This is a genomic window from Shimia sp. R9_1, assembly GCF_017743775.1.
Lineage (GTDB): Bacteria > Pseudomonadota > Alphaproteobacteria > Rhodobacterales > Rhodobacteraceae > Shimia.
On sequence record NZ_JAGHRN010000001.1, the window covers coordinates 1007210 to 1021246 of the forward strand.

General features: G+C 58.8%; 10 protein-coding genes. 3 read left to right on the forward strand and 7 right to left on the reverse strand.

The genetic code is table 11. The features are described 5' to 3' along the window. Positions 1-119 precede the first annotated feature (119 nt). Positions 120-3560: a pyruvate carboxylase gene (locus J7399_RS04810; RefSeq protein WP_209084421.1), complete on the reverse strand. Its 3441-nt coding sequence runs from the start codon at positions 3558-3560 to the stop codon at positions 120-122. A 177-nt stretch (positions 3561-3737) separates the two neighbouring features. Then, positions 3738-4868, reverse strand: coding sequence for an alpha-hydroxy acid oxidase (locus J7399_RS04815; protein WP_209084422.1), 1131 nt, complete (start codon positions 4866-4868; stop codon positions 3738-3740). Positions 4869-4993: 125 nt separating this feature from the next. Between J7399_RS04815 and J7399_RS04820 the strand changes: the two genes are divergently transcribed. Both J7399_RS04820 and J7399_RS04825 read left to right on the forward strand, forming a co-directional pair. Beyond that, on the forward strand, positions 4994-7432 hold the full coding sequence (locus J7399_RS04820) for a UvrD-helicase domain-containing protein (protein ID WP_209084423.1): 2439 nt from the start codon (positions 4994-4996) through the stop codon (positions 7430-7432). Positions 7433-7511: 79 nt separating this feature from the next. Further along, positions 7512-8141, forward strand: a complete 630-nt coding sequence (locus tag J7399_RS04825) for a glutathione S-transferase (RefSeq protein ID WP_209084424.1) — start codon at positions 7512-7514, stop codon at positions 8139-8141. A gap of 597 nt (positions 8142-8738) precedes the next feature. Here the strand turns inward: J7399_RS04825 and J7399_RS04830 are convergent. Beyond that, complete coding sequence (locus J7399_RS04830) at positions 8739-8954, reverse strand: DUF1127 domain-containing protein (RefSeq protein WP_209065166.1); 216 nt, start codon at positions 8952-8954, stop codon at positions 8739-8741. 244 nt (positions 8955-9198) lie between these two features. Between J7399_RS04830 and J7399_RS04835 the strand changes: the two genes are divergently transcribed. Then, positions 9199-10275, forward strand: coding sequence for an Mrp/NBP35 family ATP-binding protein (locus J7399_RS04835; RefSeq protein WP_209084425.1), 1077 nt, complete (start codon positions 9199-9201; stop codon positions 10273-10275). A 31-nt stretch (positions 10276-10306) separates the two neighbouring features. Here J7399_RS04835 and J7399_RS04840 read toward each other — a convergent pair whose 3' ends face one another. From J7399_RS04840 to ctaD, 4 genes are all read right to left on the reverse strand, one after another. Continuing rightward, positions 10307-10615, reverse strand: coding sequence for an EthD family reductase (locus J7399_RS04840; RefSeq protein ID WP_209084426.1), 309 nt, complete (start codon positions 10613-10615; stop codon positions 10307-10309). Between the two features lie 239 nt (positions 10616-10854). Continuing rightward, positions 10855-11364: a DUF2244 domain-containing protein gene (locus J7399_RS04845; protein ID WP_209084427.1), complete on the reverse strand. Its 510-nt coding sequence runs from the start codon at positions 11362-11364 to the stop codon at positions 10855-10857. Between the two features lie 114 nt (positions 11365-11478). Next, a complete protein-coding gene (locus J7399_RS04850; RefSeq protein WP_209084428.1) occupies positions 11479-12108 on the reverse strand; it encodes a class I SAM-dependent methyltransferase in 630 nt (209 codons plus the stop codon). Positions 12109-12201: 93 nt separating this feature from the next. Then, positions 12202-13875, reverse strand: coding sequence for a cytochrome c oxidase subunit I (gene ctaD, locus J7399_RS04855; protein WP_209065170.1), 1674 nt, complete (start codon positions 13873-13875; stop codon positions 12202-12204). Positions 13876-14037: the final 162 nt, after the last annotated feature.

Consider the following 14037-nt stretch of genomic DNA (forward strand, 5'->3'; position numbering starts at 1 on the left):
TTCGGAGCACGTTGCCGCCGGCAACGTCCCCAACTGAACAGAAAGCCCCATGTCAGACCGCTGACATGGGGCTTTTTTGATGTGGTGGCTGGGGCAAATGCCCCCAGCCTGACTGAGAATTACTCGAGTTCTACCAGCAGATCTTTTGCATCGATCTGGCCACCTGCAGAGACATGAACGGCTTTGATCACCGCGTCACGTTCAGCATGGATCCCGGTTTCCATCTTCATCGCCTCAATGGTCAGCAGAAGGTCGCCCTCCTTGACCTGAGCCCCCGCAACTGCCGCAACAGAGGCAACAACACCCGGCATTGGCGCGCCGATATGGTTGGCATTGCCAACTTCAGCTTTAGGGCGCGATGCGGTCGACGATTTGACCAGACGGTTTGGCACGCGGATCACACGAGGCTGACCGTTCAGCTCAAAGAACACCTTCACTTCGCCGTTCTCGTCTGTCTCGCCGATGGCTTGCAAACGGATTTCAAGGGTCTTGCCTGGATCGATTTCCGCCGTGATTTCTTCGCCAGGTTCCATGCCATAGAAAAACGTGCGGGTTGGCAGCGACCGAACCGGTCCGTACTGACGGTGGCGCCCCATGTAATCAAGGAACACCTTAGGGTACATCAGGTAGCCGTTCAGATCCTCATCATCCACTTTGAAGCCCTCAAGCTCCGCGGACAGATCTGAGCGGGTTGCCTCCAGATCAATCGGCTTCAGATGCTTGCCGGGGCGCTCGGTATTGGGCTTTTCGCCTTTCAGCACTTTGTCGATGATTGCAGACGGGAAGCCGCCGTGTGGCTGGCCAAGATTGCCGCGCATCATGTCCACAACGCTGTCCGGGAAAGCCAGCTCGACGCTTGGATCCTCGACTTCTTCGCGGGTCAGGCCTTGGCTTACCATCATCAGTGCCATGTCACCCACAACCTTTGACGATGGGGTCACCTTCACGATGTCGCCAAACATCTGGTTGACGTCCGCATAGGTCTGAGCGACCTCATGCCAGCGCTCCTCGAGACCAAGGCTGCGCGCCTGGGCCTTCAGGTTGGTGAACTGACCGCCCGGCATCTCATGCAGGTAGACTTCCGATGCAGGTGCCGCGAGACCACTTTCAAAGGCGGTGTACTGCGCACGTACACCTTCCCAGTAAGCGCTGATTTCGCGGATCGCGCCAATGTCGAGACCTGTATCGCGATCGGTGTTGCGTGTCGCCTCCACGATAGAGCCAAGACATGGCTGCGAGGTACCGCCAGAGAAGGCATCCATAGCCACATCAACCGCGTCCACACCTGCTTCTGCCGCGGCCAGAATGGTCGCACCGGCAATCCCGGAAGTGTCATGTGTGTGGAAGTGAATCGGCAGGCCGACCTCTTCTTTCAGCGCCTTCACAAGCATGCGCGCAGAGGCTGGCTTCAGCAGTCCGGCCATGTCTTTCAGACCCAGCACATGCGCGCCTGCGGCCTCAAGCTCTTTGGCCATGCCAACATAGTAGTTCAGGTCATATTTGCTGCGGGCCGGATCAAGCAGATCACCTGTGTAACAGATCGTGCCCTCACAAATCTTGCCGCTTTCAACCACTGCATCCATGGCGACCCGCATGTTCTCAACCCAGTTGAGACTGTCAAACACGCGGAAGACGTCCACACCAGTTTCAGCTGCCTGCTTCACAAAGGCCTGCACCACATTGTCCGGATAGTTGGTATACCCAACGCCGTTGGACGCGCGCAGCAGCATCTGTGTCAGCACGTTTGGCATGGCTGTGCGCAGATCGCGCAGACGCTGCCATGGGCATTCCTGCAGGAAGCGGTAAGCCACATCAAAGGTCGCCCCGCCCCAGCACTCAACAGAGAACAGCTCTGGCAGATTGGCCGCGTAGCTTGGCGCGACTTTAATCATGTCGATCGAACGCATCCGTGTTGCCAGCAGCGATTGGTGACCATCACGCATGGTGGTGTCGGTCAGCAACAGCTTGCTTTGCGCTTTCATCCAGTCAGCAACAGCCTGTGCGCCCTGCTCTTCCAGCAAATTGCGTGTGCCCGGCCGCACATCGCCGCGTTTCTCTGGCGGCAGCGGCGCTTTCAGATCGGCAGCCGGCATGGGCCGATCCGTTGTTTCCGGGTGCCCGTTGACAGAGATATCAGCGATATACGTCAGCACCTTGGTGCCCCGGTCGCGGCGCTTGGCAAATTGGAACAGATCCGGTGTCTCATCAATAAACTTGGTGGTGTATTGATTGGACAGGAATGTCGGATGCTTCAGCAGGTTTTCAACAAAGGCGATGTTGGTCGACACACCACGCACACGGAACTCGCGCAGCGCGCGGTCCATCCGCTTGATGGCCTTTTCCGGAGTCGGCGCCCATGCGGTCACCTTGGTCAGGAGGCTGTCGTAGTAGCGCGTGATCACGCCGCCCGCGTACGCCGTACCACCATCAAGACGAATGCCCATACCGGTGGCGGAACGATAGGCCGTGATCCGGCCATAGTCCGGGATAAAGTTGTTCTGCGGGTCCTCGGTTGTCACGCGGGTCTGCAGCGCATGACCATTGAGGCGGATGTCGTATTGGCTGGATTTGCCGGTCGCCTCAGAAAGGGATTTGCCTTCCGCGATCAGGATTTGCGCCTGCACGATGTCGATGCCGGTGACCTCTTCGGTCACGGTGTGCTCCACCTGAACACGCGGGTTCACTTCGATGAAGTAGAACTTGCCGGTTTCCATATCCATCAGGAATTCAACAGTACCGGCGCATTCGTAGTTCACATGCGCACAGATCTTACGGCCAAGCTCGCAGAGCTCCTCACGCTGAGCTTCAGACAGATAAGGCGCAGGCGCGCGCTCAACCACTTTCTGGTTACGGCGCTGAACCGAGCAATCCCGCTCATAGAGGTGGTAGATATTGCCTTGCTGGTCACCAAGGATCTGCACCTCGACGTGGCGGGCGCGGGTGATCATCTTCTCCAGATACCCTTCGCCATTGCCAAAAGCGGCCTCGGCTTCACGGCGCCCTTCCAGCACCTTCTCTTCCAGCTCATCTTCGCCGTGGATCGGACGCATGCCGCGACCGCCGCCGCCCCAAGAGGCTTTGAGCATCAGAGGATAGCCGATCTCGGCTGCCTCTGTCTTGATGGCTTCCATGTCATCGCCAAGCACTTCGGTCGCCGGGATAACTGGCACACCTGCTGCAATCGCCACTTTCCGTGCAGAGGCTTTGTCGCCCAGCGCGCGCATGGTTTCGGCTTTCGGGCCAATGAAGGTGATTCCGTTGGCTGCACAGGCATCCACAAAATCCGGGTTCTCCGACAGCAGACCGTAGCCCGGGTGGATCGCATCTGCGCCGCACTCTTTGGCGACACGGATGATCTCGTCGATACTCAGATAGGCCGCAACAGGCCCCATCCCTTCGCCGATCCGATAGGCTTCGTCCGCTTTGAAGCGGTGCAGGCCAAGTTTGTCCTCTTCGGCAAACACGGCCACAGTTTTCTTGCCCATCTCATTGGCAGCGCGCATCACACGGATCGCGATCTCGCCACGGTTGGCAATTAGGATTTTGGAAAATTCGGTCATGGGCAGGCTCCCCCTCGCTGGTGTCTGTCCGAGTGTGTGTGAAGGCCTTAAGTCAGGCGACCGGGGCCGCGCAATACCAAGGACTGCGTAAACATGTAAGATTTGTGAAAGGATGTGTTCACGAAAACGCCTCAAAATCCGGCAGATTTTTCTGCACCTGCGACACAGAGGGGTCATCTAGAGAAGATTCTTCGTCACATCCTGCAAATCACTGATCCCAAGTTGGCCCATATTCGCCTCCAAATCTTTGGAGAGCACCTCCAAAAGATGGGCAGGCCCCTGGCGTCCCAATGCGGCCAGCGCATGGTGAAAACCGCTTCCCATAAAGACAAAATCAGCGCCAAGTGCGATTGCGCGCAAAATATCGAGCCCGGTCTCAACGCCGCTGTCCAGAATGATGGGCAAGTCACAAGCTGCGCGAATGTGCGGCAGCACTTCAATTGTTGCAGGTGCAGCATCAAATTGGCGACCGGCGTGGTTGGAGATCCAAATAGCGTCCACTCCGGCCTCTTTGAGGCGCGTGGCGTCCTCAGCGCGCATGACGCCTTTAACGACCAATTTGCCAGGCCAATGCTCTCTCAGCCAATGGACGTAGTCCCAATCAGGCGAAGTGCGCAGCAAGTATCCGGCATGGGCCGTAGAGCTTAGCCCCGTAACATTGCCTGCATACTCATCAATCAGGCGCATCCGCGGCATGCCCTGCTTCGCCATTCCCAATGCCCATGTCGGACGCATCGCCACCTGTGCCAGCAACCGTGGCGTCAATTTGGGCGGTGTCGTGAGGCCGGAGCGCACCTGCCGCTCACGCCGGCTGGCAACCGGCACATCCACCGTAAGCACCAATGTGGTGTATCCGGCCTCCCCGACCCGCTTCAGCATGTCCTTGCGAATCCCTTCATCGCGCGGCGGATAAAGCTGAAACCAGCCATTCCCATTCAAATGCGGCGCGATCTCTTCCGGTGTCTGCGTGGCCACTGTGGACAGGCAATAGGGAATTCGCGCCTTGGTCGCGGCCTGAGCCAGCAGCCTTTCCGCGTCGGGCCACATAAGACCGGACATACCCACAGGCGCCACCCCAAGCGGCAGCGCATAAGTTTGCCCCATCAGCGCCGTTTCCAAAGACGGCGCAATCTCACCGTGCAGAATCGACGGCATGAGCTGTACCGCATCAAACTGAGCACGGTTGCGATGCTTGGTACGCTCCTCCCCCGTCGCACTGTCCAAGTACTCCCAAACAAACTTGGGCAAACGCTGTTTCGCGCGGTTCTTCAGATCGCTCAGGGCTGGGTATCTGGCATGTAAGTCCATGATATTTGTGTCTGACGTCTCCACTCAAAAGTCCAGAACAACCTGTGAAAGAAACTGTGTTTTGCCTCTGGAACATAAGCGGAACAGACCTTTTGCATCCTGCCGCTTTGCGGTAAGTTGGCACCATGAGCAGTTTTGACGAATTTGACGCCTTTGAAGGCGCGTCGCTTTCGGCGCGCGCGATGATGGCGCGCCCGAGCCCCTATCTGGACGAACTCAACCCGGCGCAGCGGGAAGCTGTGGAGCAAATGGACGGACCGGTCTTGATGCTGGCGGGTGCGGGCACCGGCAAAACCAAGGCGCTGACGGCGCGGATTGTGCATCTGCTCAACACCACACGGGCGCGGCCCAATGAGATTTTGGCGGTGACCTTTACCAACAAAGCGGCACGCGAGATGAAAAACCGCGTCGGCAACATGTTGGGGCACCAGATCGAAGGTATGCCATGGTTGGGCACCTTTCACGCGATCTGCGTCAAACTCCTGCGCCGCCATGCCGAGCTGGTTGGGCTGAAATCCAACTTCACGATTCTGGACACCGACGATCAACTGCGCCTGCTCAAGCAGTTGGTGGCTGCGGCCAATATAGATGACAAACGCTGGCCCGCGCGGCAGCTCGCGTCGCTCATAGACGGCTGGAAAAACAGAGCCTTAACCCCGCAAAAGCTGCCCGCGGCAGATGCTGGTGCCTACAATCACCGAGGTGGCGAGCTTTATGCCCAATATCAGACCCGCCTCAAAGAACTGAACGCTGTGGATTTTGGCGACCTGCTTTTACACATGGTTACCATCTTCCAGGACAACCCGGATGTACTTGAGAACTATCAGCGCTGGTTCCGCTACATCCTTGTAGACGAATATCAGGACACAAACGTCGCCCAATATCTCTGGCTACGCTTGCTAGCGAGCGGTCATAAAAACATCTGCTGCGTCGGAGATGATGACCAGTCGATCTATGGCTGGCGCGGGGCGGAAGTTGGAAACATCCTCCGGTTTGAAAAGGATTTTCCCGGCGCGCATGTGGTGCGACTGGAGCAGAATTACCGCTCAACCGGCAATATTCTGGCCGCCGCGTCCAACGTGATCCGCGGCAATGAAAACCGCCTTGGAAAGGAACTTTGGACCGAAGCCGACATGGGCGAAAAGGTGCGCCTGATCGGCCATTGGGACGGCGACGAAGAGGCGCGCTGGGTTGGCGAAGAAGTCGAAGCCATGCAGCGTGGCACACGTGGCAGCGCCCCAAAGTCTTTGGAGGACATGGCGATTCTCGTGCGGGCCTCTCATCAGATGCGCGCCTTTGAAGACCGTTTCCTGACCATCGGCCTGCCCTACCGCGTGATTGGTGGCCCGCGATTCTATGAGCGATTGGAGATTCGCGATGCCATGGCCTATTTCCGGCTGGTGGTCAGCCCGGAGGACGATCTGGCCTTTGAGCGCATTGTGAACACCCCCAAACGTGGGCTTGGCAATGTGGCGCAGCAAAAGATCCAGACCTGCGCCCGCGCCAATGGCGTGAGCCTCGTGGAGGGCGCCCGTATCCTACTCGAAGAAAAGGGCATTGGCGGCAAGGGTGCGAAGGAACTTGGCATCCTGCTGGAGGGGCTTGATCGCTGGCGGCGGCAAGGTACCCCACCCCAAGTGGAAGTTGCGCTGGACGATGACGCGGTGATTGATGACGGCGCCACCCAGACCGCAATGCGCCTGCAAGAGGGCCATGCGGAACTGAGCCACGTGGAACTGGCGCAGGTGATTCTCGATGAATCGGGCTACACCGCGATGTGGCAAAATGACAAAACACCCGAGGCGCCGGGGCGCTTGGAAAACCTCAAGGAACTGGTCAAGGCACTGGAAAGCTTTGACAACCTTCAGGGCTTTCTGGAGCACGTCAGCCTGATCATGGACAATGAAAGCGAGGATGCGGAGCAGAAGATCTCGATCATGACCCTGCACGCCGCCAAAGGCTTGGAATTCCCCGCTGTTTTCCTACCCGGTTGGGAGGATGGGCTGTTCCCGTCACAACGCTCCATGGACGAAAACGGCCTCAAGGGTTTGGAGGAAGAGCGGCGGCTGGCCTATGTGGGAATCACCCGTGCTGAGGAAATTTGCACGATTTCCTTTGCGGGCAATCGCCGTGTGTTTGGCCAATGGCAAAGCCAAATGCCCTCGCGCTTTATCGATGAACTCTCTGACGAGAATGTCGAAGTGCTGACCCCACCCGGGCTTTATGGGCACAGCGGCAATACGCGGGACAGCGACGGGTTTGGCACCTCCGGGCTTGAGCAATCGGCCATGCGGGCTGACGGCTACAACTCCCCGGGCTGGAAGCGCCTGCAATCACGCGCGGGTCAATATGGTACAAGCCAGCCGAAAGAGACCAAAGCCTCCGCCATCGACATGCAAGCCATCTCGAGCTTTATGGTTGGCGATCGTGTGTTCCATCAGAAGTTCGGCTACGGCCAAGTGGCTGATATCGAAGGCGACAAGCTGACCGTGGATTTTGAGAAAGCGGGGCAGAAGAAGGTTGTGGCGCGGTTTGTTTCCGCACCAAACGACATCCCGTTCTGACCACACGTCGGCATGCGGCCCCCGCCATTGACAGGGCCGCGCACGCGCCATTGAGTGGGCATCAGACAGGAGGATGCCCATGATTTTCTATGATTGCAGCACAGCGCCCAGTCCGCGCCGGGCCAGAATGTTCATTGCCGAAAAAGGACTTAGCGTAGAGACACGGCAAGTGGATCTGCGCAATGATGCCCACCGGACGCCGGAGTTTTTGGCGATCAACCCCTGGGGTACGGTGCCTGTTCTGGTGACAGACGGCGGGCAAAGCCTCACCGAGAACATCGCGATTGCCACCTATCTGGAAGCGGCGCATCCGGAGCCGCCTTTGATGGGACGGACGCCTGAGGAAAAGGGAGCGGTGTCGATGTGGAATGCGGTGTGCGAGTTTCATGCCGGGCTTTCCATTGCCGAAGCGCTGCGCAACTCCACCCCTGCCCTGAAGGGGCGTGCGCTGCCTGGGGCGGTGGATTATGAGCAGATCCCAGAACTCGCTGCGCGTGGCGCAAAGCGGCTGGGGTTGTTTTATGAGACGCTGGAAACCCGCCTGCAGGACAGCCCATGGCTCGCTGGCGATGCCTTCACTCTGGCGGACATCACGGCCTTTGTGTTCTGCGATTTTGCCCGAATCGTGAAACTTCCCCCTCCGGCAGAGAATACGGCGACACAGGCCTGGTATGCCAAGGTGCAAGAAAGGCCCAGCGCGGCGCTCTGACATCGCTCTCAAGACAAAACATCCAAGCGCCCTCAGGGGCGTTTTTTTCATGTCTTACAATGCTTTGAAGGGAGAATGCAGCGGCGACATCAGGGAGGAGGAGAGATGTCGCCGCGCTTCACACAAAACGCTCAGGGAGGAGGAGAGAGCGCCTTGATACCGGTGAGCCGCGTGGCTCGAATTTCGAGGCGGCAGCACCAGGGAGGAGGAGAGGTGCTGCCGCTCTAGTCACAAGAGCTCTCAGGGAGGAGGAGAGAGAACCCTTGATCTCGTTGGGCCATCGGGGCCCGGAATTCTTGGGCGACGACACCAGGGAGGAGGAGAGGTGCCGCCGCTCTAGACACAAGCACCCTCAGGGAGGAGGAGAGAGAGTGCTTGATCTCGCTGGGCTATCGGAGCCCGAATTTTATTGCGACGACGCCAGGGAGGAGGAGAGGCGCCGTCGCTATGTTCAAGTCCCTCCAGGGAGGAGGAGAGGAGAGACTTGAGCTCTTTGGACCATTTGGCCCGTTGTTCGCCGCGACGATACCAGGGAGGAGGAGAGGCATCGTCGCAGAATTGGAAAGCCTGAGGGAGGAGATGGCTTCCCGAAACTATTTAAGCGTCTTGGCTGGCATCGATGGCCAGACGACGGATCATGGAACGGCTCAGACCGAGGTCGTTCAGTTCACGATCAGACAGCGCGCTCAACTCATTATAAGTCTCGCGGTAAACGCGGTATTGGCGCAGGCGCTCTGCCAGGTTTGCGATAAAAGCCGAAAAGCCAGAAGCCTTAGGGGCTGCCACCGGGGCGCTGTTTGCTGCATATGCCATAATCGTTACTCTTGCGTTTGAGTGTGTCCGTTCGCTTGTGGAGTTTATATGGGAGCATGCTGCAGATGCACAATAGACAGCTCCGCAATGCAGTTATGCGCGGACGGAATATCAGACGCCACGTCACGAACCGCCGCACAAGAATTGTGCAAATCGCCGAAAACCTTGAAGAAATATGAAGGTTTTACTACATGATCAAAATCATAAGTGCCTGCATTGTGCACTTGCAGCATAGGAGTTCAGCATGCCAGTGACCAAAGCAGATGTGCAGGCCGTATTGTCAAAAATTGCCTTACCGGACGGGGGCGATCTGGTGTCGCGCGATTTTTTGCGGGCCCTTGTGATTGACGGTGAGTCGGTGCGTTTTGTTCTTGAAGCGCCCAATGCAGATATAGCACGGATGATGGAGCCGTTGCGCAAAGCCGCGGAAGCGTCCGTTGCACAGCTGCCCGGCGTGTCTCAGGTGCAGGTGGCGCTGACCGCGCATGAGTCCTCCCCTGCCCCAAAACAAGCTGCACCGAATCTCAAGATCGGGGGGCACCCCAAACCGCAGGCGGGCCCGATGAAAGTAGCCGGTGTGAAGCGCATTCTGGCGGTGGGGTCCGGCAAGGGGGGCGTGGGCAAATCCACTGTCTCCTCCAACCTCGCGGTGGCGCTGGCCAAACAGGGGCGCAAGGTGGGCTTGCTGGATGCAGATATCTACGGGCCAAGCCAGCCCCGCATGATGGGGGTCAACAAACGCCCGGCCAGCCCGGACGGGAAGACCATTATTCCCCTGCACGCCCATGGGGTTACCATCATGTCGCTGGGCTTTATGCTGGAGGAAGACAAACCCGTGGTCTGGCGCGGACCGATGCTGATGGGCGCGCTGCAGCAGATGCTGACACAGGTGCAATGGGGCGAGCTGGATGTGCTGATCGTGGATCTGCCGCCGGGCACTGGGGATGTGCAGCTGACGCTGTGCCAGAAAACCGAACTGACCGGCGCCATTGTGGTGAGCACGCCACAGGATGTCGCCCTGTTGGACGCGCGCAAGGCGCTTGGCATGTTTGATCAGTTAAAGACGCCGGTGCTGGGACTCATTGAAAACATGAGCCTTTTCCACTGTCCGAACTGTGGCCATGAGGCCCATATCTTTGGCCATGGCGGTGTGGCCGAAGAGGCGGAAAAACTGGGTGTGCCGCTGCTGGGTGCGCTGCCGATTGATCTGGACACCCGGTTGGCCGGAGACGGTGGCACACCGATTGCGGCCGGGGAAAGCGATATGGCCAAGGCCTATGGGCAGATCGCAGCGGGCCTAGTGAAAGGCGGGATGGCCTGACCCATCCCTACCCCGCTCTCAGCCCACACGCTCAGCTCATGACCTCACCAATCATGATCTGAGGCTGCACATTGGTGAAATTCGGGATGTCCGCCATCACCGGGCCGGCTGCGCACATGGCGGCATCCATAGCCGCTTGATCTTCAAAGAGAATCGTCGCGATGGCGTGAAACGGGCTGGGCACATTGGGCCCGCCTGCAAGCCCCTTGCTGGCCTGCGCGGAGACCATATGCGGCCCCATGTGCTCCCTGACCAGATCCATATGCGTGCTGGCATAATATGCGTGGTCAAATGTGGTGCCTTCCCCAACCGGATAGAGCACCTGCAGCGAAACAGCCATGACAACCTCCCAATGTTCAACTGTGTCGCCCCCAGCCTAGCGTCTGCGCCCGACTCGGCGAGCGTTTTGTTGGGGCATTAACACTTTAGGACGCTGCGGAAGGCGCAAAACATCAACGTCGGTATTGCGTCTGTATCGCGGCTGTATTGCGGAGGTGCGATTTTTGACCCTTTGGAAAAACGCCCGCCTTAATGGCCCGCGCGCCGCAACGTGGCGCAGGGCAACGCGAATCGGGTCGATCAGACGCTAGGATTTTGAGTGGCCACCGTGCGGGCCAGAAAATCGCTGAGCTCCGCATAAAGCGTCTTGCGCTCCTCCTCGGACAGGAAGCTGCCAATCTCCACCGTGCGGCCGTTGCCTGACAAAGTCACATAATGGGGCACGGGGCCGCCGTGCACATGCATGTCGGCACGCGCCCAATAGACATTGCAGGACCACTCCTGCACCGCGCCACGGGCCGGTTTGTGGCTGAGCGAAAGCGTGTCTGCGCGCAGCGACAGCGCTTCAAACACATCACCGTCCTTGTAAGACCGCTGCAAACCAAACCAGAGCGCGCCGACCACCAGCAGGATGAAGGGCAGCAGGCCCCAGAACAGCACCGTGCCAATCAACCCATAGAGCGGGATGGTGCCTGCGGTGAAGGCAAAGAGCACCATGGCGGCGAATCCCCGACGCGGCAGGGAGCGGTGCGGCCAGAGGGTGAGCACCGGTTGATCGGGCGCGGTGGGGTCTTTCCAGCGGTGGGGCATCAGCGGGAGCCTTTGGGTTGCGGGGGCCAGCCCCTCTTGCCCTGCGGGCAATTCACCCCGGGATATTGGGGGAATGAGAAGCTTGTGGTGGGAAGTCTCATCGCGGGCGGGGCCTCACTTCATGCCTTTGCCGCAGGCCAAAAGCACATAGCGGCCCAGAACGGTGGGATCATTGGGGGTGTAACGCGAATGGGCGAATCCGGCACCTTCCAGGATTTTGAGGTATTCGGAGGGATCCAGACTGCCGTGATAGACGGACTCCCCCGCCACGGTGCCTGCGACCTCGCCTTCGCCATGTCCCACGGTCAGCAACAGGTTGCCGCCCGGGCGGAGCAGAGCGAGCATCTGTGGGAGTGCTGCGCGTTGTTCTGCCGGGCTGAGGTGAAAGAAACCGTCCCAGCTCAGGAGGACGTCAAAACCTCCCTCAAGCGTCAGTGCGCGCATGTCCATCACGTGGAAGGTGGCCGCCGGCACATTGCCCTGGGCAAGGGTGATCATGGCGGGGCTGGTATCAATGCCGGTGACGCGATGGCCCAGCGCCACCAGATGCGCGGCAAGCGGGCGACCGGCGCCGCAGCCAAGATCAAGCACATCCGCAGGCTGGGGCATGCCTGCCATGACTTTCGCCAGCCAATCAGCTTCGCGCAGGGACAGATCGCGCTGTGCATCCCAATGGGCGGCGTTGCGGTCATAGACCGCGTGCATGTTGGCTTTGACGGTTGAGAGATCTTGGGGGCTGGGCATCGCGGGGGTCTGGTATGTGTGGCGGCGCGGATAGAAAAGGCCCCGGAGCGGATGCGCCGGGGCCTCTTTGGTTAGGTCAGTGCCGACGCCATGTTAGTGGCTGTGGCCTTTGTCCCAGTCTTCCTGCTTTGGCAGGATTTCAAAGGTGTGCTCTGGCGGCGGGCTCGGGAGAGTCCATTCCAGAGTGTCTGCGTATTCGTTCCAGTAGTTGTTCTCGGTCACTTTCGCGCCGCGGAACAGGGAGTAGAACACCACACCGAAGAAGAACAGGAAGGAGGCAAAGGACAGGAACGCGCCGTAGGAGCTGATCTTGTTCCAATATGCAAAGGCTTCCGGATAGTCGATGTAGCGACGTGGCATGCCCTGACGCCCCAGGAAGTGCTGTGGGAAGAAGGTCAGGTTGGCGCCGATGAAGAACAGCCAAAAGTGCAGCTTGCCCGCCCATTCAGGGTACTGACGGCCGGTCATTTTGCCGAAGTAGAAGTAAATCCCGGCAAAGATCGCAAAGACCGCACCCAAGCTCATCACGTAGTGGAAGTGCGCCACCACGTAGTAGGTGTCGTGGTAGTAGCGGTCCACCGAGGCCTGCGACAGCACGATGCCGGTCACGCCGCCCAGGGTGAAGAGGAAGAGGAAGCCCAGCGCCCAGAGCATCGGAGTTTTGAACTCGATCGAGCCGCCCCACATGGTCGCAATCCAGCTGAAGATCTTCACACCGGTTGGAACCGCGATCACCATGGTGGCGAGCATGAAGTAGGACTGCTGTGTCAGGGACATGCCCACGGTGTACATGTGGTGTGCCCAGACAACGAAGCCCAGCGCGCCGATGGCGATGATCGCCCAGACCATTGGCAGGTAGCCAAAGACCGGCTTGCGGGAGAATGTGGCAATCACGTGAGAGATGATGCCAAAGCCCGGCAGGATCACGATGTACACTTCCGGGTGGCCGAAGAACCACAGGATGTGCTGATAGAGGATCGGGTCGCCGCCGCCTGCTGGATCAAAGAAGGTGGTGCCGAAGTTCCGGTCGGTGAGCAGCATGGTGATTGCGCCCGCCAGAACTGGCAGCGCCAGAAGGATCAGCCATGCGGTGACAAAGATCGACCAGCTGAACAGAGGCACTTTGAAGAGCGTCATACCCGGGGCACGCATGTTCAGGAAGGTGGTGATCATGTTGATCGCACCGAGGATCGAGGAGGCACCAGAGACGTGCACCGCGAAGATCGCGAGGTCCATGGACATGCCGCCTTCGCCGGTGGAGAGCGGTGGATAGAGCACCCAGCCCACACCGGAGCCAAGCTGGTCATTGCCGCCCGGAGCCAGCATGGAAGCCACACCCAGCGATGTGCCGGCCACATAGAGCCAGAAGCTGAGGTTGTTCATGCGCGGGAAGGCCATATCCGGTGCACCGATCTGCAGCGGCATGAAGTAGTTGCCAAAGCCGCCAAACAGCGCCGGAATCACCACGAAGAACATCATTAGGACGCCGTGGTAGGTGATCAACACGTTCCAGAGGTGGCCGTTTGGTGTACAGGGTCCGTCTCCTCCTCCAAGGAAACGTGCGCCTTCCAGACACATATATTGTACGCCGGGCTCCATGAGCTCCATGCGCATCAGAACGGTGAAGAAGACCGCGATAAAGCCGGCCAGCGCCGAAACGATCAGATAAAGCAGACCAATGTCTTTGTGGTTGGTGGACATGAACCACCGGGTAAAGAACCCTCTATCGTCATGGTGCTCGTGGCCTTGTAGGGCTGCGTCTGCCATGCCGCTCCTCCTGTTGTATTATTAGAGTGTGCGGAATCTCGCTGAAACCGCCGTCACCGCAGTTGTAGAACCCCGCAGGCGGTGTCGCAACTTTCCTATTTGACATAGATCAAAATAAATTGTCGCACCCCAACCCCTCGATCCGGCGGCAAAATTCCGGTC

Excerpts from the sequence above, each read along its gene's own strand:
- J7399_RS04810 (WP_209084421.1), bottom strand. The coding sequence starts at position 3,560 with ATGACCGAATTTTCCAAAATCCTAATTGCCAACCGTGGCGAGATCGCG.
- J7399_RS04815 (WP_209084422.1), bottom strand. The coding sequence starts at position 4,868 with ATGGACTTACATGCCAGATACCCAGCCCTGAGCGATCTGAAGAACCGC.
- J7399_RS04820 (WP_209084423.1), top strand. The coding sequence starts at position 4,994 with ATGAGCAGTTTTGACGAATTTGACGCCTTTGAAGGCGCGTCGCTTTCG.
- J7399_RS04825 (WP_209084424.1), top strand. The coding sequence starts at position 7,512 with ATGATTTTCTATGATTGCAGCACAGCGCCCAGTCCGCGCCGGGCCAGA.
- J7399_RS04830 (WP_209065166.1), bottom strand. The coding sequence starts at position 8,954 with ATGGCATATGCAGCAAACAGCGCCCCGGTGGCAGCCCCTAAGGCTTCT.
- J7399_RS04835 (WP_209084425.1), top strand. The coding sequence starts at position 9,199 with ATGCCAGTGACCAAAGCAGATGTGCAGGCCGTATTGTCAAAAATTGCC.
- J7399_RS04840 (WP_209084426.1), bottom strand. The coding sequence starts at position 10,615 with ATGGCTGTTTCGCTGCAGGTGCTCTATCCGGTTGGGGAAGGCACCACA.
- J7399_RS04845 (WP_209084427.1), bottom strand. The coding sequence starts at position 11,364 with ATGCCCCACCGCTGGAAAGACCCCACCGCGCCCGATCAACCGGTGCTC.
- J7399_RS04850 (WP_209084428.1), bottom strand. The coding sequence starts at position 12,108 with ATGCCCAGCCCCCAAGATCTCTCAACCGTCAAAGCCAACATGCACGCG.
- ctaD (WP_209065170.1), bottom strand. The coding sequence starts at position 13,875 with ATGGCAGACGCAGCCCTACAAGGCCACGAGCACCATGACGATAGAGGG.